Origin of the sequence: Microbacterium sp. E-13, from assembly GCF_049912955.1 — a bacterium.
GTDB lineage: Bacteria > Actinomycetota > Actinomycetes > Actinomycetales > Microbacteriaceae > Microbacterium.
Map to the genome: position 1 here is coordinate 184507 of NZ_CP183973.1, position 19265 is coordinate 203771.

The 19265-nt window shown below is 70.9% G+C and carries 14 protein-coding genes and 1 pseudogene; 7 read left to right on the plus strand and 8 right to left on the minus strand.

What is annotated here, in order from left to right; genetic code table 11:
- Positions 1-46 precede the first annotated feature (46 nt).
- Positions 47-1132: a DUF998 domain-containing protein gene (locus tag ACN9MP_RS00905; RefSeq protein ID WP_426323098.1), complete on the minus strand. Its 1086-nt coding sequence runs from the start codon at positions 1130-1132 to the stop codon at positions 47-49.
- 164 nt (positions 1133-1296) lie between these two features.
- Here ACN9MP_RS00905 and ACN9MP_RS00910 point away from each other — a divergent pair, with 164 nt between their 5' ends.
- Complete coding sequence (locus tag ACN9MP_RS00910; RefSeq protein ID WP_426323100.1) at positions 1297-2523, plus strand: LCP family protein; 1227 nt, start codon at positions 1297-1299, stop codon at positions 2521-2523.
- Positions 2524-2533: 10 nt separating this feature from the next.
- Here ACN9MP_RS00910 and ACN9MP_RS00915 read toward each other — a convergent pair whose 3' ends face one another.
- Together ACN9MP_RS00915 and ACN9MP_RS00920 are read right to left on the minus strand one after the other, a co-directional pair.
- Positions 2534-3154 carry an antibiotic biosynthesis monooxygenase gene (locus ACN9MP_RS00915; RefSeq protein ID WP_426323102.1) on the minus strand — a complete coding sequence of 207 codons (621 nt, stop codon included), beginning with the start codon at positions 3152-3154 and terminating at the stop codon, positions 2534-2536.
- Positions 3155-3315: 161 nt separating this feature from the next.
- Positions 3316-4059 (minus strand): annotated as a pseudogene (locus ACN9MP_RS00920) (DUF998 domain-containing protein); the annotation flags it as partial.
- A 220-nt stretch (positions 4060-4279) separates the two neighbouring features.
- Here ACN9MP_RS00920 and ACN9MP_RS00925 point away from each other — a divergent pair.
- Positions 4280-5947, plus strand: a complete 1668-nt coding sequence (locus ACN9MP_RS00925; RefSeq protein WP_426323103.1) for a DEAD/DEAH box helicase — start codon at positions 4280-4282, stop codon at positions 5945-5947.
- A gap of 299 nt (positions 5948-6246) precedes the next feature.
- On the plus strand, positions 6247-7158 hold the full coding sequence (locus ACN9MP_RS00930; RefSeq protein ID WP_426323105.1) for an SGNH/GDSL hydrolase family protein: 912 nt from the start codon (positions 6247-6249) through the stop codon (positions 7156-7158).
- Here the strand turns inward: ACN9MP_RS00930 and ACN9MP_RS00935 are convergent.
- Positions 7142-7807 carry a TetR/AcrR family transcriptional regulator gene (locus ACN9MP_RS00935; protein ID WP_426323107.1) on the minus strand — a complete coding sequence of 222 codons (666 nt, stop codon included), beginning with the start codon at positions 7805-7807 and terminating at the stop codon, positions 7142-7144. The genes ACN9MP_RS00930 and ACN9MP_RS00935 overlap by 17 nt on opposite strands.
- 74 nt (positions 7808-7881) lie before the next feature.
- On the opposite strand from ACN9MP_RS00935, the gene ACN9MP_RS00940 reads away from it, so the two are divergent.
- Entirely contained in the window at positions 7882-8805 is a 924-nt protein-coding gene (locus tag ACN9MP_RS00940; protein WP_426323109.1) for an alpha/beta fold hydrolase, read from the plus strand.
- Between the two features lie 14 nt (positions 8806-8819).
- Here the strand turns inward: ACN9MP_RS00940 and ACN9MP_RS00945 are convergent, their stop codons facing one another.
- Complete coding sequence (locus ACN9MP_RS00945) at positions 8820-9947, minus strand: Rv2578c family radical SAM protein (RefSeq protein ID WP_426323111.1); 1128 nt, start codon at positions 9945-9947, stop codon at positions 8820-8822.
- A 119-nt stretch (positions 9948-10066) separates the two neighbouring features.
- On the opposite strand from ACN9MP_RS00945, the gene ACN9MP_RS00950 reads away from it, so the two are divergent.
- Positions 10067-11332 (plus strand): M15 family metallopeptidase, encoded by a 1266-nt coding sequence (locus tag ACN9MP_RS00950; protein WP_426323113.1) that lies wholly within the window; start codon positions 10067-10069, stop codon positions 11330-11332.
- Between the two features lie 152 nt (positions 11333-11484).
- The gene (locus ACN9MP_RS00955) at positions 11485-12648 is read left to right on the plus strand and encodes an acyl-CoA dehydrogenase family protein (RefSeq protein WP_426323115.1); all 1164 of its coding nucleotides are present in this window, start codon (positions 11485-11487) and stop codon (positions 12646-12648) included.
- A gap of 61 nt (positions 12649-12709) precedes the next feature.
- Here the strand turns inward: ACN9MP_RS00955 and ACN9MP_RS00960 are convergent, their stop codons facing one another.
- The 3 genes from ACN9MP_RS00960 to ACN9MP_RS00970 all read right to left on the minus strand — a co-directional run bounded on the left by ACN9MP_RS00960 (position 12710) and on the right by ACN9MP_RS00970 (position 16071).
- The gene (locus tag ACN9MP_RS00960; RefSeq protein WP_426323117.1) at positions 12710-13576 is read right to left on the minus strand and encodes an energy-coupling factor transporter transmembrane component T; all 867 of its coding nucleotides are present in this window, start codon (positions 13574-13576) and stop codon (positions 12710-12712) included.
- Positions 13573-15426 carry an ABC transporter ATP-binding protein gene (locus tag ACN9MP_RS00965; protein WP_426323119.1) on the minus strand — a complete coding sequence of 618 codons (1854 nt, stop codon included), beginning with the start codon at positions 15424-15426 and terminating at the stop codon, positions 13573-13575. The genes ACN9MP_RS00960 and ACN9MP_RS00965 overlap by 4 nt, the downstream gene beginning before the upstream one ends.
- Before the next feature lie 93 nt (positions 15427-15519).
- Positions 15520-16071 (minus strand): ECF transporter S component, encoded by a 552-nt coding sequence (locus tag ACN9MP_RS00970; protein ID WP_426323121.1) that lies wholly within the window; start codon positions 16069-16071, stop codon positions 15520-15522.
- Between the two features lie 139 nt (positions 16072-16210).
- Between ACN9MP_RS00970 and ACN9MP_RS00975 the strand changes: the two genes are divergently transcribed.
- A complete protein-coding gene (locus ACN9MP_RS00975; RefSeq protein ID WP_426323123.1) occupies positions 16211-19216 on the plus strand; it encodes a S8 family serine peptidase in 3006 nt (1001 codons plus the stop codon).
- Positions 19217-19265 lie beyond the last annotated feature (49 nt).

The following is a 19265-nucleotide window of genomic DNA, read 5'->3' on the forward strand; positions in this document are numbered from 1 at the left end:
ACGTGTGCTCTCGGCGAGATCGCGTGATCTCGACGGGCGACCCCGCTCAGTCGTGGCGGCCGGCGACGCCCAGGAAGCGGATGAACACCGCGATCCAGCCGAAGATCAGCGCGAACACGATGATCTCGAAGGCCGTGAGCGAGAAGAACCCGATCGCCGGGATGAACAGGATCACCGAGACGACCATCGAGGCGAGGAACGCCCAGGATGCCACGAAGTAGGTGCGCGGCATGCCCCGGAGGAGGTTCGGGCCGCCGATGAGCAGCACGAGGAACATCGCCGCCATGCCCGACGCCGACAGGTTGTGGAGCGCGAGGTTCACATCGACCGGGAAGATGCCGACGCACGCCAGCATGATGCCCATCACGACGAAGAGCGTCGGCACGATGCGGGGCCCGCGCGGGTTCTCGAGCACGCCCTCCGCTGCGAGCGCGCGCATGTCGTTCGCGATGTAGACGGCGAAGGTCGTCACGAGGAGGCCCGCCGCGATGAGCGTGCCATTGAAGACCCAGCTCGACAGGTCGTCCTCGAAGGTTCCGAGGTGGCTGAAGTGGATCGTCCACCACTTCGGGTCGGGCGTCGTGACCATCGCGGTGAGCGTGCCGATCGCGATGAACGCCAGGAGCAGTGACGACATGCGCTGCGTCGTCATCGACGACACCGACAGGAAGACGAACCACGCCGTGAGGCCGAGCGTCACCGCCATCAGGACGACGGCCCAGAACGTCACGATCGGCAGCCCGATGAACCCCATCGCGAGCACGCGGTACAGCGCGTACACCGCGACGAAGGCGAGGGCGGTGTGCACGATCACCACCGAGATCGTGTTGACGATGTACTTCCACGACGGCAGGCTCTGGCGCCACTCCTGGCCCGGGCGGTTGCGTGCCCGCCAGTACTCGGTCGTCGAGGCGATGGCGGCGATCACGGCCGCGCCGCACGCGGCCCACACCGCGAACGAGTCGGCTTCGCCGGCGAGTTGCAGATCGGGCGCGAACACCCCGACCACGAGGCCGTAGATCGCCCCGACGACACCCGCCGAGAAGGCGGCGTAGATCGCTTCGGATTCGGCCCGCCGACCGGGCGTCGGGGCGGAGGCATCCCGCGGCGGCGAGGAGTTCACGGTGCTCACGAGGTCAGAGTACGACCGCGGCGGCGCCTCCGGGTCGATCGTCTGGTCAAGATTCGGTGACGGGTCTCGCCGCCGCCCGCCGACGGTGCGAGGATGTGAACCGCAAAGGCGCGGGGGAGGGGGTGATCCCGTTGCGGCACTGGGGGGTGTCGAGGCGGCGCACTGTGGCGCGTCATGCGACGCTGTCGTCGCCGTCTCCGATCGGTCAGATCCTCACCGTCGCCGGTGTGACTGCCGCGACGTTCCTGGTCGCGCTCGGTGCGGTCGCCGGGTACTCCGTCTACGACCTCAGCGCGAGCTTCGCCGAGGACGCCGTGCCGCTGCCCGACCAGACGCCGTTGCCACCGCCCCAGATGGGGCCGATCGAGGGTGCGTTCGACCTGCTCGTCGTCGGTACCGACGAGTGCGCGACCGACATGATCGCGGTGATCGGGGCGCGCTGCACGGGTCCCGATTCGGTGAACCAGCTGAACGACGTCAACATGCTGGTCCACGTGTCTGACGCCCCGCGACGGGTGACGGTGATCTCCTTCCCTCGCGACCTGATGGTCCCGGTCCCCGCCTGCACGCGCGAGGACGGCACGCTGACCGACAGCATCTCCAAACTCCAGGTCAACGCCGTGTACCGGACCGGCGGGCTCGCCTGCGTGACGCAGACGGTCTCGAACCTGACGCAGCAGAACATCCCGTATGCCGCGACGGTGAGCTTCGGCGACGTCGTCGCCATCACCGGGGCCATCGGCGGGGTGGAGGTCTGCATCGGCGGGCGCGGGATTCGCGACCCTCACACCGGGATCGACTGGCCGCCGGGCCCGCGGACCATCTCCGGCATCGAGGCCCTGCAGTTCCTCCGCACGCGGCACGGCGTGGGCGACGGCAGCGACCTGGCCCGCATCGGCAACCAGCAGCAGTACATGTCGCGGCTCGTGCGCAAGCTCGCGAGCGAGCAGGTGCTCAGCAACCCCGTGACCTTGTTCCGGCTCGCCACCGCTGCCGCCGAGAACATCACGCCCACCGAGTCGCTGGCTGACCCGCTGCGGATCGTGCAGCTCGCGCTCGCCGCGAAGGACGTTCCGTTCGACCAGATCGTGTTCGTGCAGTATCCGGTGCTCGCCGACCCGTTCGACTCGAACCGGGTGGTTCCCGACTACCGGTCTGCCCAGGCCATCTGGGATGCACTGGCCGCCAACCGTCCGCTCCAGCTGTCGGGTGAGGCCGGGTCGAACGGCGGTGTGACGGAGGTCACGCCGGCCGAGCCGGTGGATCCCGCCGCGACGCCCACGCCGGGATCGGAGGCGTCTCCGACTCCGACCGAGGAGCCGGTCGTGCTCCCCGAGAACGTGAGCGGGTCGACGGCCGATCAGTCGACGTGCTCGGCAGGGAACCGCTAGCTCGCCGGCGTCAGGCTCCGCGCTGGAGCCAGGGGCGCAGCATCCGTGTGACCCACGGGAGCACCGCATAGGTCATGACGGGCGTCAGCAGCAGGGTCGCGAGCAGGACGCGCCCGATCAGCGGCCACTCCATGAAGCCGGGGACGAACCCGAGGAGCCATGACGCGAGGAGGTTCGTGGGGAAGAAGCCGAGCCAGATCGTGACGGCCTGCTTCCACCGCGGAGGAGCGGGCGGGACGGGCTGCTGAACAGCGCCGGTCGCGGGTGACGACGAGAACTCGGGATGCCGCGACTCGACGTCAGTGGCGAAGGGAGCGTCGAACCAGCCCTCGATGCCGGTGCGTCGCTCGACCCTGACCTCGCGGGCGAATGCACGGCCGGAGTCGAGCCACCACGACCGCTGGGGTGAGTCCTCCCAGGCTTCGAGGGTCGGGATGTCGCGGAAGCGGTACAGCATGTACCAGAGGTCGCTGCCTTCGCCCGCGCGTACCCAGCCGGAGCCGAGGAAGCCCGCGAAGCCCGAGGCGAGGTCGGTTCCGGCTTGCATCCAACTCGTGGCCTCGAGGTTGCGGGACGGGTCGATGCGTCGTTCGATCGCGACGGTGATGGGGTGGGCCACGGGTTCTGCCATGCGTCCCATTCTGCGGTCGCCTCGGCGGCCCGGGAATCGCCGGCCGCCTGCTCGTGGAACAGTGCCACCACCACGGCGGCGGGGGCGAGCACGCGGGGCAGCGACAGCAGCCAGATGCCCATGGTCACGAAGGCAACGAACTCGAAGAGAGCGAGCGTGATGAATCCTGCAGTCAGGAAGACCATGCCGGTCGCCAGCAGAATGACGCAGAACGTCGTGGCGCGGCGGAAGCGGCGGCTGCGGCCGGGGATCGCGAGCCCCGTCGCGACGGTGGCGAGGAACGAAAGGCCCAGCCCTGAGGCGATGAGGTCGTGCATCACCGCGCTCACGGGGATCGGCACCATTCCGACGCCGGTGAGGTGCAGGCCGGCTGAGACGACCGAGCCGCGAAAGGCGCGCGAGGTGCGCCGGCGGATGCCGCTCGGCAGGGCGACCGCGAGGAACACCCCGTACGCCGCCAGGGAGAAGCCGGAGAAGATCGCGATGGTGTTGAACGTGCGGCCGGAGAAGTCGGAGTGCGTGCCGAGCTGCGAGAAGTGGTGCTGCCACCACGTCGGATCGCTCGTCGTCAGGATCGCCACGGCGACGCCGACCGGCAGAGAGAGAACCGCCAGGCGCCCGATGCGGTGGGCGACGTAGGCCGGGTCGGTTCCGGTCGAGGCGGCGCGCCGCGGCGCGCGCTCTTCGGTGTCCCCCATAGCGTCGGCGACGGCCCCCACGGCTGTCGGCGAGGCGGTTCGCGTGGCGGCGGGGCCGGTGTGGGTCAGCGGGCGCGCCGACATGGCGGTGCGAGCCTGCGCTCTTGGCGGCGCGGCTGGACCGCTGGTTGCGTCGGAAAGGGTCGTGGGAGACATTCGACTCACGATCGGTTCAGTTCGACGACCCCAGTACCGGACATCCCCCATAGACCCCGGTGCCGGGGTACGTCGGAATGACGACAAATCCCCAGTTCAGCGGCGAGCCGCTCCCACACACAGTATCCTGACGAGCCGAAAAACCGCTGGCCGCGTCGCGTTCGGACGCGGATCGGTCCGTCAGCTGCGCAGGTACGCTGGGGGAAGCCGGCGTCGCGCCGCGTCGCGCGGACGGCGGAGTTTGCCGCGAGACCGCAGCAGAAGGAGCCGGATGCCCAAGAACAAGAAGCCCGGCGGCGGACGCGCGGCGAAGAACTTCGACCCCCGGTACAACCCCAAGTATCGTGCCGCGAACGAGGGCCGCGACGGTCAGGACGCCAAGCGTCGGCCCGGCGAGTCGTCTTCGGGCAAGAGTGGGAGCCGCAGCCCCGGTCACCGCGGCTATCGCGCGGAAGCGGCGGGGGATGCCGCGCCCAAGCGCCGCTGGACCGAGCAGGAGCGTGCCGGGCGTGACGAGGCCCGCGCCATCCGCACCCACTCCCGCGACGATCGTGGCCGCCCGTCGCGCCCGGACGACGATCGCGGACGATCGGGTGCGCGATCCGGTTCTCCGCGCTTCGGATCAGGCTCGGAGCGGGATGCTGCGAGCCGCCGCTCAACCGGACAGTCCGAGCGGGCCGGGCGGGACCGGGCTCCCCGGCGCGGGGAGGCCGTCCAGGGGGACGTCGTGCACGAGCGGCTCGAGGCCGACGTCGTCGCGCCTACGGCGGGTGAGGGCGCGACGTTCGGCGACCTCGGCCTCGGTCAGAACATCGTCAAGACGATCGCGGAGCTCGGGGCGCAGCATCCGTTCCCCATCCAGGCCGCGACGATCCCGGCGATCCTGGACGGCCGCGACGTGCTCGCGCGCGGACGCACCGGGTCCGGCAAGACCATCGCCTTCGGCGCGCCACTGGTGGAGAGCGTGCTCCGCTCGCAGGCGGGCCAGAAGCGAGGGATCGGCCGCCCGCCGCGCGCGCTGATCCTCGCCCCCACGCGCGAACTCGCGCTGCAGATCGACGCCACCATCCAGCCGATCGCCCGCAGCGTCGGCCTGTTCACGACGCAGATCTACGGCGGCGTTCCCCACGCGCGTCAGCTGGGAGCGCTGAAGAAGGGCATCGACATCGTCATCGGCACCCCGGGCCGCATCGAGGACCTCGTCGAGTCGCGTGCGCTCGACCTGTCTCACGTGCGCGTCGCCGTGCTCGACGAGGCGGACCACATGTGCGACCTCGGCTTCCTGGAGCCGGTGCAGCGGATCATGCGGCGGACTCCGCGCGACGCGCAGCGGCTGCTGTTCTCGGCCACGCTCGACGGGCAGGTGACGGCGCTCGTTCGCGAGTTCCTCGACGAGCCGGCGGTCGTCGAGGTGGCCGGAGAGACGCAGCACTCGGGAACCATCGACCACCGGGTGCTCGTCGTCGACCACCGCGACAAACGCGAGATCCTCCGCACGCTGGTCGAGCGCGACGGCAAGACCCTCGTCTTCACGCGCACGCGGGCCTTCGCCGAGATGCTGGCGGAGCAGTTCGGCGAGGACGGCATCCGTGCGCTCGCTCTCCACGGCGACCTCGACCAGGCCCGACGCACCCGCAACCTCGAGAAGCTGACGTCAGGACGCATCGACGTGCTGGTGGCGACGGATGTCGCGGCCCGCGGCATCCATGTCGACGACATCGACCTCGTCGTGCAGGCCGACGCGCCCGACGAGTACAAGACGTACCTGCACCGCTCGGGCCGGACCGGTCGGGCCGGGCGCCGCGGGACCGTCGTCACGCTCGTGACGCGGGCCCGACGCGAGAGGCTCGCCGAACTGCTGGAGCGCGCCGACATCGAGGCGCCGTTCGACCAGGTGCGCCCCGGCGACGCGGTGCTCGCGGAACTCGCGCGCCGCTGACCTCTGCCGCTGCCCGGGGTCGACTGCCTCGGGTCGGCTCGCCGGGTGCGGGCGGGCGGGCTGCTCGGGTCGGCCGTTGCGGTCGCTTCTGGGTGCGGATGCGGCGTCTCGGGCCGACTCGCCGGGTGCGGGCGGCGCGGTGCGGCGGGTCGGGTTCGGCCGCGCGTCCGGCCGGAGCCCCGTCACCGCCTCGGACCGCCGACACCGCGGCCCTATCGTCGCGGATGCGCCGGTGGTATAGGTAGGTCCATCGGCGAACGCGCCGGTCGACCGGGGAGTCGAATTCTGGGGGTAGTCCGATGGACGGATCGGTAGTCGGCGCGCGCGCGTGGAACGGACAACGACGTCGGCACGCGGTGATCGCAGCCGTGATCGCCGCGATCGTCGCCGTCGCCATGGCGCTGGCAGTGGTGCCGGCAGATGCGGGCTGGGCAGCGCCCGTGGTCGCCGGCAAGCCCAGCAAACCCGGCGGTGGCGGCGGTGGGGGAGGCGGCGGAAGCCAGGAGCCCGCCTACATCGCGCTGGGAGACTCGTTCGCCGCCGGCGTCGGTGCTGATTCCTACCTCGACACCTCCTGCTACCGGAGCTCGAAGAGCTATCCGAAGCTGCTGGACGCCGACGCCGACAAGAGGCTCGTCGCCTTCCTCGCATGCTCGGGTGCCAACACGTCGGCCGTCGTGACACAGTCCGCCGGGATGCCCTCAGGCGCCGCGCTGGTCACCGTGACCGTCGGCGGCAACGACGTGGGCTTCGCCGACGTGATGCAGAACTGCTTCGTGCTCGTGACGTCGACGTGCGCCGCCAAGATCGCCACGGCATCGTCCATCGCGACCTCCGACGCGTTCGCCGCGAACGTCGCCGCCGTGATCGCCGCGATCCGCAGCAAGGCGCCCACCGCTCGCATCGTCGTCACCGGCTATCCGCAGCTCTTCTGGGAGGACCCCAACACCCACGCCAACCCCAAGTACGCGTGGGCGGACGAGGTCAATGCGCAGACGCTCGTGCTCAACGCGGCGATCAAGCGGGTCGCTGAGGCGAACGGCGCGACGTTCGCGGATGTCGTGACGCAGTTCGCCGGTCACGGGATCGGAAGCTCGCAGCCGTGGATCAACGACTGGTCGTGGTTCAGGACGACGAACGGCTTCCACCCCAACGCAGCCGGCTACGTGGCGTACGCGGGGGCGATCCGCGGGGTCATCTCGGGGGGCTGAGCGCGCCGATCGTCGCGATGAGCTCGGCGTCGCCCCCGAAGGAGAGCAGGCGAGCCCGGACGGCCGCCTCTGCGCGGACGTAGGGCTCGGCGCTGCCGTGGAGCAGTGAGCGGGTGTTGGCCGCTTCGAGGAACGACACCAGCTCGAAGGTGAGCTGCCGTGCGTCGTCGAGCAGGGGCAGTTCACGCTGCGCCATGGCGTATTCGATGCTGACGGTGAGATAGTCCTCCCACTCCGACGAAGCCTTCACGACGGCGTCGCGGATGACCCCCGGCTTGGCATCGAACTCGACGGATGCGGCGGCGAAGAAGCATCCGCCACGGAACACGCGATCCCGCGAGTAGGCCAGCCAGTCCGCGAGCAGCGTGCACACGCGAACGAGGCCGCGGGGGCTCCGGGTGCGCGCGGACTCCACGACCCGCTCGACGAAGATCTCCCGCGCGGCTGCGACGACGGCCAGCTGCAGCTGCTCCTTCGAGCCGAAGAGCGTCGCGATGCCGCTCTTGCTGTGGCCCGAGGCATCCGCCAGCCGGCCGATGGTGAGCCCGTCCAGGCCGTCGACGGTCGCCGTGTCGACCGCGTGCGCCAGGACGGCGCGGCGTGACTCGTCGCCGCGCGCGCGACGTCGATCGACAGGCACTTGTGTCACGTCACGAGGTTACCGTACGATCGTTCGTATTCATAAGTGCGAACGATCGTTCGTAATCTTCTGATTGGAGCATCATGGATCTCGCTCTCACCGCCGCAGGTGCATCCGTCCGCGCCGCTGCCGCCCTCTCGCCGCGCTGGGGTGCGGCCGTCGCCCTGCCGCTGTTCGGCCACGTGGCGCCGCCGCGGCCGGTGCGCGTCGACGACGAGCCCACCATGTGGCGCGCCCGCCGCGGCCGACTGCGGATCCCCGGCATCGACCGGCGCGGGACGGAGGTCGAGACCTACGAATGGGGCAGCGGTGGCCGCACCGTCGTGCTCGCGCACGGATGGGACGCCCGGGCGAGCCAGTTCGCGCCGCTCGTGCGCGAACTGGTGGCCGAGGGCCATCGCGTCGTCGCGTTCGATGCGCCCGCGCACGGCGCGTCGGTCGGCCGCCGTACGTATCTGGTCGACTGGCTCGACATCTTCTCGGCGCTCCAGGAACGGTTCGGATCGTTCGAAGCCGTGGTCGGCCACTCGTTCGGCGGTCTCGCGGCCCTCGTGGGGGTGGCGGGCGGCATAGGGGCCCAGCGGGTCGTCACGGTAGCCGCGCCGGCGGATGCGGACGCGTTGCTCACGCAGTTCCAGGCCGGCCTCGGCTACTCCGACGCGGTGTCTGTTCGCATGCGGGAGCTGTTCGCGAGCCGCTATTTCCCCGGAGAGCGGGATCCGTTCGCGTGGCTGTCCAGTGTGCGGCGGCCGATTCCCGCCGCTGTGCCGCTGCTGATCGTGCACGACCGCGGAGACCGCCTGGTGCCGTTCGCCGAGGCGGAGCGCATCGCCGCAGCTCACCCCGGGGCGAGGATTCTCGAGACGAGCGGTCTCGGCCACAACCGGATCCTCGCCGCGGACGTGGTGCTGGACGCCGTGCTGGAGCACATCGCTGCGCCCATTGCTGCCCCCGCCGCCGAAAGCTCCGCGCAGGTAGCCGACCGCGAGGTCGTCGCGGCCGCGTAGCCGGGTGCGGTTGTTCAAAAGAGCCGAGCGGATGCCTCGGCATCCGGTGCCGGCCGGGCCGGTGACGCCCGTAGCGACGCGGCGGCGGCTCGACCGCGCGACGTCGTGACGATCGGCGGTGCGGAGCGCGCGTCAGCGCGAGCGGCGAGACCCGCGACCGGAGCGCCGCGCGCGGTCTCGTCTTCGGCGCGCCCATCGAGGCCGTGCACGCGGAGCAGTGGCCGAACGCGCTTGGCGAGCCACGCGCGATACGCCTTCGGAGCGTTCGCGGTGGCGCCGGGATAGAGCCCGCGATACGACGAGACGAGTTCCGGATGCTGCTCCGCGAGCCACTGCAGGAACCACTGCTTGGCGCCCGGACGCAGGTGCAGCGCACCGTAGACGACCCGCGCCGCGCCGGCTTGCTTGATGCGCGTGAGGGCGTGGTCGATGGCGGCGATGGAGTCGGTGAGGTGCGGGATGATCGGCATGAGGAACACCGTCACCTTGAACCCCGCCTCCGTGGCCGCCCGCACCGTCTCGAGCCGCGCGGTCGCGTTCGGGGTGCCGGGCTCGATGAGGTGCTGGAGTTCGTCGTCGAACACCGCGATCGACATCGCGAGGGTCACGTGCACGCTGGTCGCAGCATCCGTCAGCAGGGGCAGGTCTCGCCGCAACAGCGTGCCTTTGGTGAGGATCGAGAACGGCGTGCCGGACTCCGTGAGCGCCGACACGATGCCGGGCATCAGCTTGTAGCGTCCCTCCGCGCGCTGGTACGGGTCGGTGTTCGTGCCCAGCATGACCGGCTCGCGACGCCAGCTTCCCCGGCGGAGCTCCTTCTCGAGCACCTCGGCGACGTTCACCTTGACGACGACTTGGCTGTCGAAATCCCGCCCCGCGTCGAGATCGAGGTACTCGTGCGTTCCCCGGGCGAAACAATAAACACACGCATGAATGCAGCCGCGATAGGGGTTGACCGTCCAGTCGAAGGGCATGGCCGACGCCCCGGGAACGTGGTTGAGGGCGGACTTGCAGAGCACCTCGTGAAACGTCACTCCCGCGAACTCGGGAGTCGTCACCGAGCGGACCAGACCGTTCAGCTGCTCGAGTCCAGGCAGGGCCGCCGCATCCGCCACTCCCAACTCCTGACCCTGCCATCGCATGCCACCATCAGAACAAATCTTCGAATGCAAGTCAAGCGCAACGCCGGGCAGATAGAACATCGGGCAGACGGATGCCGCCGCCCTGGCCAAATCGGGCGGACACAGGTCAGAATGGCACGGTGACGGAGCCTGGCCGGCTCGCTACCCCCCGAGCCGTCCCCGAGACTCGTCGCGCCGCCCGGGCGATGCGCGAAGAGGTCGAGCGGCGTGCCCGCGCAGCCGCCCACCACCCCGGTCAACCCGGTCATTCGGCGCACGAAGCGCCGCTGCCGCCACCCGCACCGGAGCCCGTCGCCGAGGCGCCTGACTCCGTCGGCGCGGCAGCGGAGCCCGAGGCAGCCGACCCCGTTCCCGGCGTCGCCGCGCCGACGGCCGACGTGCCCGCCACTCGCCGCGCCGCGCACCAGGCCCAATTGCTCGACCCCCGAGGGTCGACCCCCGTGCGCCATGCGCGGCCGCGGCGTCTCCCGCGCCGTATCGCTGTGGTGGCCGGGCTCGCCGCGGGCGCCGCGCTGCTGATGGGATCGGCCGCGATGACCGCCATGATGCTCCCGACTGCTCTCGCGGCGGGCGACGATCATGCAGCAGCGACGGCCCTCGGGGCGCAGCTCCCCGAAATCGCGCAGCTCCCCGTTCCCGCGGTGGAGCAGACGGCCGAGGCCGCCGACATCTGCGCGGTGCCCGAGGTGTCGGCCGCGCTGCAGGCCGGCGCGGACGAAGCCGCCGTCGCCGCCGCCGGCGGCGGCGAGGCCTTCCGCGCGGCGCTGGTCGAGGGGCGGGCTCCCTGCGTGAACCTCGGCGACTCCGCGCGCATCTGGACCGTCGTCGACAAGACCCGGCCCGCGAGCCCCGTCGACTACCGGCCCAGCGGTCTCGTGCTGCCCGACGGTGTGCGCAACGTCGAAGGCGGCGCGCTGCGCGCGGATGCGGCATCCGCCCTCGCCTCCCTCGCGACCGCCGCCCGCAACGCGGGGGCGGGCGAGATCGCGCTCGAGAGCGGGTTCCGGTCTTACCAGACCCAGCAGGAGACGTACGGCCGGCACTTCGCCGAGCGCGGCGAGCGGGCCGACCAGGTGAGCGCACGCCCGGGCTACAGCGAGCATCAGCTGGGTCTCGGGGCGGATGTCGTCGCCTGCGCCGGAGCATGCGGCACCCTCGACGATCTGGCCGGCTCGCCGCAGGGACAGTGGATCGTCGAACACGCGTGGGAGCACGGGTGGATCGTCCGGTACGTCGAGGGAGCCACGCCGGTGACCGGCTACTCGCCCGAGCCATGGCATCTGCGCTACATCGGTCCGGAGCTGGCCAAGGCCTACCATGACGGCGGATGGACATCGCTCGAGGACTTCTTCGGACTCGGCCCGGCTCCGGCGTACCTCGGCTGAACCGCCAGCAGCCCCGGTGCTCGGGCCGCCGGCCCGGCGGCAGCAGGAGCCCCCGGCATCCGTTGTTCTGAAACTGAGTACCATTGGTAGTGAGATGCAATTCCAGCCGGGGCCATCTCCGAGAGCTCGAGGATGAGAGAGGAAGGCGCACCATGGAGCGCGACATCTACGACGAGGACCACGAGGCTTTCCGCGACGTCGTCAAAGAGTTCGTCAAGCGCTACGCGTCTGAAGAGAAGCGCAAGCAGTGGGATGCCGACGGCGAGATCGACCGGGCGACCATGCTCGCGGCGGGTGAGGCGGGGATCATCGGCCTGTCGGTTCCCGAGGAGTTCGGCGGGGCCGGGATGCTGCAGGACTACCGATTCCGCTCGATCGTGCTCGAAGAGACCATCGGCGCCGGCCTGGGCTCGCTCGCCGGAGCCCTCGGCATCCAGGACGACCTCGCCGTGCCCTACATCGTGCACATGGGCACGCAGGAGCAGAAGGAGAAATGGCTCCCGGGCATGGCGACCGGCGAGATCCTGGGCGCCCTCGCGATGACCGAGCCCGGCGCGGGCAGCGATCTGCGCGGCATCAAGACCACCGCCAAGCGCGCCGAGGGCGGCTACATCGTCAACGGCGCCAAGACGTTCATCTCGTCGGGCAAGACCGCCGACATCGTCGTCACCTTCGTCAAGACGGGCGAGGGCAACCGGCCCGACGCGTTCAGCCTGCTGGTGCTCGAGGACGGCATGGAGGGCTTCGAGCACAGCAAGAAGCTCGAGAAGATGGGCTTCCACGGCTGGGACACCGCCGAGCTCTCGTTCACCGACGTCTTCGTGCCCGAAGAGAATCTCATCGGCGGCAAGGAGGGGCTCGGCTTCATCCAGCTCATGATGAACCTGCCCCTCGAGCGCCTGTCGATCGGCGTGGCCGCCGCGGCCGCCGGCGAGGCGGCGTACGTCTGGACCCGTGACTACGTGCTCAGCCGCGAGGCGTTCGGCCAGCCGATCGCCGACTTCCAGAACACGCGGTTCAAGCTCGCCGACATGGCCACGACGGTCGACGTGATGTGGGCCTACAACGACCGCGCGATGATGCTCTACAAGGACGAGAAGCTCACCGCCGAGGAGGCGGCGAAGGTCAAGTTCTGGTCGACCGACCGCGAGTGGGAGCTGCTCGACATCGGCGTGCAGCTGCACGGCGGCTACGGCTACATCACCGAGTACCCGATCGCGCGTGCCTTCCTCGACGCCCGCGTGCACCGCATCTACGGCGGCACCAACGAGATCATGCGCGACATCGTCTCGCGCCAGATCGTCGGCAAGCGCTGACGCCGGCGCGACACCGGATGCCGCGACCCGGCCCTCGGCGAGGGTCGGTCGCCGCGGGTCGTCAGAGACCCCAGGGGAAGAAGCGCCAGAACAGGGCCGCCGACGCCGCCCAGAACGCCACGACGAAGAGGGTGTCGCGCACGCGCCAGGGCACCAGGTACCGTTCGGTGCGGTCGGGGAAGGCGCCGAAGGCGCGGGCGTCCATGGCCAGAGCCACGCGCTCGGCATGGCGGATGGCGCCCGCCAGAAGCGGCACGATGTAGCCGAACCAGCGGGCGCTCGCCGCGAACGGCCCCCGCCCGCCGTGGGCGCCGCGGACGCGATGGGCCTGGCGGATCACATCGAGCTCGTACCCGAACCGCGGCACGAACCGGAAGGCCGCCAGCGCCGTGTAGCCGATGCGGTACGGCACGCGCAGCTGCTGCACGCCCGCGCGCACCAGGTCGGGTCCGGTCGTCGAGAGGCCGGTGATGAGCGTGAGCGCCACGATGGCGGCCAGGCGCAGCCCGGTCGCGAAACCGACCTCGAGCGCTCCGCCGTACATCGTCCAGCCGCCGATCTGCCACACCACCACGGACTGGTCGACGCGCGCGGCGTCGGTCCACAGCGCGAACCCGAAGCCGATCGCGAGGGCGCTGATGGGCAGCGCGAGGAAGAGGATCGCCGCGAGGCGCCGCGTGAAGTCCACGCCGACGAGCAGCACGACGTACGCCAGCGCCAGGAAGGCGGCGGGGGTCGCGGCATCCCGCACGAACACCAGCAGCACCATCGCCGGCAGCGGGGCGGCGAGCTTCGCGAGCGGGTTGATCCGGTAGAGGAACCGGACGGCGGATGCGGCGCCCCGCGGCCCACCGCGCCCCGGCGGCGCGTACGGGTCGAGCGTCGAGTGCACGGCGGTGGCCGCGGTGAGAGGTCCGGTGCCGCTCACGCGCCGCCTCCCGTCGTGCGCGGGGCTTGACGCTCGGGGTCTCTGCCGGGGACGGGGGCCGGGAGGTCGGCGAGGCGGGCGATACGGGAGAGCTCCGGATGCCGCTGCAGCGTGCTCAGCGCGCGCCGCAGGGGAGGAGGGCGCAGCCCCGCACGGGCGATGAGGGCGTCGTCGGCGAAGACGTCGGCGGTCGCGCCGTCGGCCAGCACCCGCCCGTCGGCCATCACGACGGTGCGATGGGCGTACTCCGTGACGAGCTGCATGTCGTGCGTGACGACGACGATCGTGGTGCCCTCGCTGTTGAGCTCCGCGAGGAGGGAGAGCAGCTCGTCGGCGCGGGCGCGGTCCTGCCCGAAGGTCGGCTCATCGAGAACCAGCGCCGGGGCGCCGGCGACGAGCGCGGTCCCGACGGAGAGACGACGCTTCTGCCCGCCCGACAGCAGGAAGGGGTGGCTCCCGGCCTTCGTCGCGAGCCCGAAGCGCTCGAGCAGCGCCTGCGTGCGCTCCCGCACCTGGTCATCCGAGAGGCGCTGCCGGCGCAGACCGTGCGCGACCTCGTCGAAGACGGTGTGAGCGATGAACTGATGCTCGGGGTTCTGGAAGACGAAACCGACCTGCGAGCTGAGCGTGCGTGCGTCCGCGCGTCCGATGTCGAGGTCGCCGATGTGCACGGTTCCCTTCGGCGGCGTGACGACCCCGGCGATCGCCTGGATGAGGCTCGTCTTGCCGGCACCGTTCGCCCCCACCACCGCGAGGAAGGCGCCGCGCGGGATGTCGAGGTCGACGCCGTGGAGCACCTCGGCGCGTCCGCGGCGGAGCGTCAGGTTCCTGACCGCGATCAGAGGCGGCTCGGCCACGGCGCCTGTCGACGGGTCGGGGAGCGTCTCGACGGGCTCGGCGACCGAAGAGGCACGGCTCCGGCCCGCGGCGCCGGGCACGGCGTCTGGGGCATCGCGGAGTTCCCGGGCCCCGAGCGCCTCGCGGAGTCCCTCGGCGTCGAGGGCGTCTCGGAGCTCCTCGGGGGTGAGGGGGAGCGGCTCGAGAGCGAACCCCGCGCGGCGCAGCCGCAGGGCCGCGATCGTCGAGACCGGGAGCCACACGCCCATGTCGTGGAGCTCGCCGGCACGGCCGCGCAGCACCGCGTCGACGGGGCCGTCGGCGGCAAGGCCACCCTCGTCGTCGAGCACGACCACCCGGTCGACGAACCCGACCGCGGCGTCGAGGTTGTGCTCGACGAGCACGATGGCGCGATCCCCCGCCGCGACGAGTTCGCCGAGCGCGGCGTAGACCTCCTCGATCCCGGCCGGATCGAGGTTCGCGGTCGGCTCGTCGAGCACCAGCAGCGGAGGCCCCATCGCCAGCGCGCACGCGATCGCGAGCCGCTGGCGCCCTCCTCCCGACAGCCGGTCGGGGTTCTCCGACCGGCGTTCCCAGAGCCCCACCCGCCGCAGCGCTGCCTCGGCGCGTGCGAGCACGTCGGCCACGGGCATCCGCAGGTTCTCAGGACCGAACGCCACCTCGTCGAGCACCGTGCCCGTCACGAGCTGCGCGTCGGGGTCCTGGAACACCATGCCTACCCGCGTGCTCAACTCGGCCACCGGCGTCGTCTGCGTGTCGAGCCCGTCGACCTCGACCGACCCCGTGACCGTCGCCGGCACGGTCTGCGGCAGCAGGCCGTTGAGCGCGAGCGTCAGCGTCGACTTGCCCGATCCGCTCGGTCCGAGCAGCAGCACGACCTCCCCGGGTGCCACATCGAACGAGACGGATGCCGGCACCGGCGTGCGCTCGCCGTCATATGTGACGCCGAGCTCGCGCACCCGCAGCAGCGGCACGGCAGCAGACACGGGCATCCGATCGTCGAGAACTTAGGTTCTCCTAACCTATCGCTCCGGCGGTGGCCGCGACCATGCGCGTGCGAAGGACGCGACGCGGACGAGGATGCCTCAGCCCTGGCTGCGACGGGCGACACCGGCACGCCGCAAGGCGTTGCCGATCGCGAGGCCCACCGCCGTCCAGCCCACCGGGCCGATCACGAACAGGGCGACGTAGACGATCTGGCCCCAGAGCGGGAAGCGCGTCACGTCGGCGGCGAACCAGATGGCGGCCGCGATCACGACGCCCACGATCACCGCCGAGAGGAAGAAGCGCCACGGCTCCCACCGGCGGTACCGCGAGGTCGCGGCGACGATCTCCTGCAGCCCGCCGATGAGGAGGGCGGTGCCGATGTAGCGGCCGATCCACAGCGGTACGACGGCGCTCGCGACCAGTCCGGCGATGAGGTGCGTGATCAGCGCCACCCAGGGACGCCGCAGCAGTTCCTGCGCCACCACTCCGGGCAGCACGTGCACGCCGAGGACCAGGCCATAGAGGATCGGAGCGCCCGCCGAGACGAACCCGCTGAGGGCTCCGGCGCCGGCCTGCAGCACGCCCGTCGCGACGCCGATCGCCGCGCAGGTGAGCAGAACGCTCGTCGATATCCGGTTACGGTCAGCCACGTGCCAAGGGTAACCGTGTTCCTCCCGCCGATTCTCACATGAATCTCATTAACTGTGATTCTCCTGACAGTTAGGTTGGAGGTCGTTGCGCCCCGACGACGTGGCGCAACGACTCCCCCACACAATCAGGAGGCCCTTGATGGTTCGATCCTCCGTCCGAACGGCCGCGGTCGTCACACTCGCCGCACTGTTCACGGGCACCGCCACAGCCAGTTTCGGCGCCGTACCCGAGGAGGTGACATCACCGGTTCCCGTCGAGTCCGCCGACGGCCACTACATCGTGCTCCTCAAGGAGGCGCCCCTCGCCACCTACGAAGGCGGGGTCAGCGGCATCGCGCCCACCAAGCCCGGCAAGGGCAACCAGCTCGACGCGAACTCCGCCAACTCGCAGAAGTACGTGGCCCACCTCAAGAAGGAGCAGGCGGAGTTCGCCGCGGCGAACGGCGTGACTCCGGCCACGAGCTACCAGGTCGTCGTGAACGGCTTCTCCGCCGATCTCACCGGGGCCCAGGTGGCGAAGCTGTCGGGCGACAAGAGCGTGCTCGGCGTCTTCCCCGATGAGATCCAGCACCCGACGGCAGCAGTGCCCTCCACCGAGTTCCTCGGCCTCGGCTCGGGCGCCGCCGGCGCCGGCGGGGTGTGGGATGCCGTCGGCGGCACCGCCGCCGCCGGAGCAGGCATCGTGGTCGGCGTCGTCGACACCGGCATCTCGCCCGAGAACCCGTCGTTCGCCGGCAGCAAGCTCGGCAACAAGGCGGGAAGCGAGCCCTACGTGTCGGGCGACAGCATCGTCTACAAGAAGGCCGACGGCGGAACGTTCCTCTCGCCGCGCGTGGCCGCCGAGCAGTGGAGCAAGCAGGACTACAACACCAAGCTCATCGGCGCCCGCTACTTCAACACGGGTGCGGCCGCGTCGGGCTTCTCGTTCAAGACCGACTACGCGTCGCCGCGTGACCTCGAGGGCCACGGCTCGCACACCGCCAGCACGGCCGCCGGCAACTTCGGCGTCGAGGCATCCGTCGAGGGGATCGGCTTCGGCAAGATCTCGGGCGTCGCTCCGGCCGCCAAGGTCGCCGCGTACAAGGCCTGCTACGGCGGACCCGACCCGCTCTCGACCGACGACGACATCTGCGCGGGCAGCGACCTGATCGCCGCGATCAACGCGGCGGTGGCCGACGGCGTCGACGTCATCAACTACTCGATCGGCGGCGGCTCCGCGACGAGCGTGCTGCAGGCCGACGACTACGCCTTCATGGGCGCGGCGGCCGCGGGCGTGTTCGTCTCGGTGAGCGCGGGCAACTCGGGCCCGGGCGCCTCGACCGCCGACCACGCGTCGCCGTGGTACACGACGGTCGCGGCATCCACCATCCCCACCTACGAGGGAACGGTGCAGTGGAACGGCCAGCAGGCGGCGGGCGCATCGGTGACGGTGTTCTCGCAGCCGGGAGGACAGGTCTCGGGCAATGCGGTGTACGCGGGCGAGGTCGGCCTGGCGGGTGCCGCTCCGGCCGAGGCGGCGCTGTGCTACCTGGGCACGCTCGACCCCGCGAAGGTCGCCGGCAAGATCGTCGTCTGCGACCGCGGCAGCAACGCCCGCGTCGAGAAGTCCCAGGCGGTCGCAGAGGCGGGTGGGATCGGCATGGTGCTGGTGAACGTCACGCCGGGGTCGCTCGACAACGACTTCCACTCGGTGCCGACCGTGCACCTCGACGCCCAGTACCGCGACGCGCTGCTGGCCTACGTCAAGGGCAACCCGGCGGCGACCGTGACGCTCGTCGGCGACAACGTCACCGGCACGCCCACGCCGACGCCTCAGATCGCGGGCTTCTCGAGCCGCGGACCGATGCTCGCCGACGGAAGCGACGTCATCAAGCCCGATGTCTCGGCTCCGGGCGTGGCGATCCTCGCCGCGACGAACAACGCGAAGGGCTCCGCGCCCACGTTCGGCTTCATGTCGGGCACCTCGATGTCGTCGCCGCACGTCGCCGGTCTCGGCGCGCTGTACCTGGGCGTGCACCCGAAGGCGACCCCTGCTGAGGTCAAGTCGGCGCTCATGACGACGGCGTACAACCTCGTCGACGGCAAGAACCAGCAGGTCACCGACCCCTTCACGCAGGGCGCCGGACACGTCGACCCGACGAAGTACTTCAGCCCCGGCCTGGTGTACCTCAACGGCGAGAGCGACTGGAAGTCGTATCTCGAGGGCGCGCTCGACGCCGACTACTGGGAGGAGGAGCCCATCGACCCGAGCGACCTCAACATCGCGTCCATCGGCGTCGGCGCGCTCGCCGGCACCCAGACGATCACCCGCACGGTGACGGCCACCACGGCCGGCACCTACACGGCGTCGGTCGACGTGCCCGGTGTGAAGGCGGTCGTCACGCCCGCCTCGTTCACGATCGCCGAAGGCGAGTCGCAGACGTTCACGATCGAGTTCACGAACGACACCGCCAAGGTGGAGCAGTGGGCCACCGGCTTCCTCACGTGGACGGGCCCGGCCACGGTCCGCTCGCCCATCGCGGTGTTCCCCGTGACAGCGGATGCGCCGGCCTGGGTGTCGGGTGAGGGCGCCGACGGCGACGTCGACGTCGAGATCACCCCCGGCTTCACCGGCGACCTGAAGCTGAACACGGTGGGCCTCGCGAAGGAGAACATCCTGGTCGACGGCGACGAGACCACGGGCGCGGCGACCGACGGCACCACCGAGGTGCTCGTGCAGGTGCCGGCGGGCCTCGAGCTCGCGCGGTTCGCCCTCGACTCGTCCGACGACGCGGGAAGCGACCTGGACCTCACCGTGTATCGCGTGGTGAGCGAGACCGACCACCGCTACTACCAGGCGTGGCAGTCGGCGACCGGCTCGGCCGACGAGGCCGTGGAGATCGCCCAGCCCACCGCCGGGTGGTACCTCATCGAGGCCGACGTCTTCTCGTTCGCCTCGGCGTTCACGTGGACGGCGACGAGCGCGCTCGTCGGCGCCGACAGCGTCGGGTCGCTCACCGCGACGCCGGGCACTCTCGCGGCCGAGCAGGCCACGCCCACGACGTACAACGTGTCGTGGTCGGGGCTCGAGCAGGGCAGCTACCTGGGCGTCGTCCGCTACGGCGACTCGCAGGTGCGCACGCTCGTCTCGGTCGACGTGCCGTAGCCGTTCCGGCAGAAGAGGCGCTCGGGCTCCGGCTCGGGCGCCTCTTCTC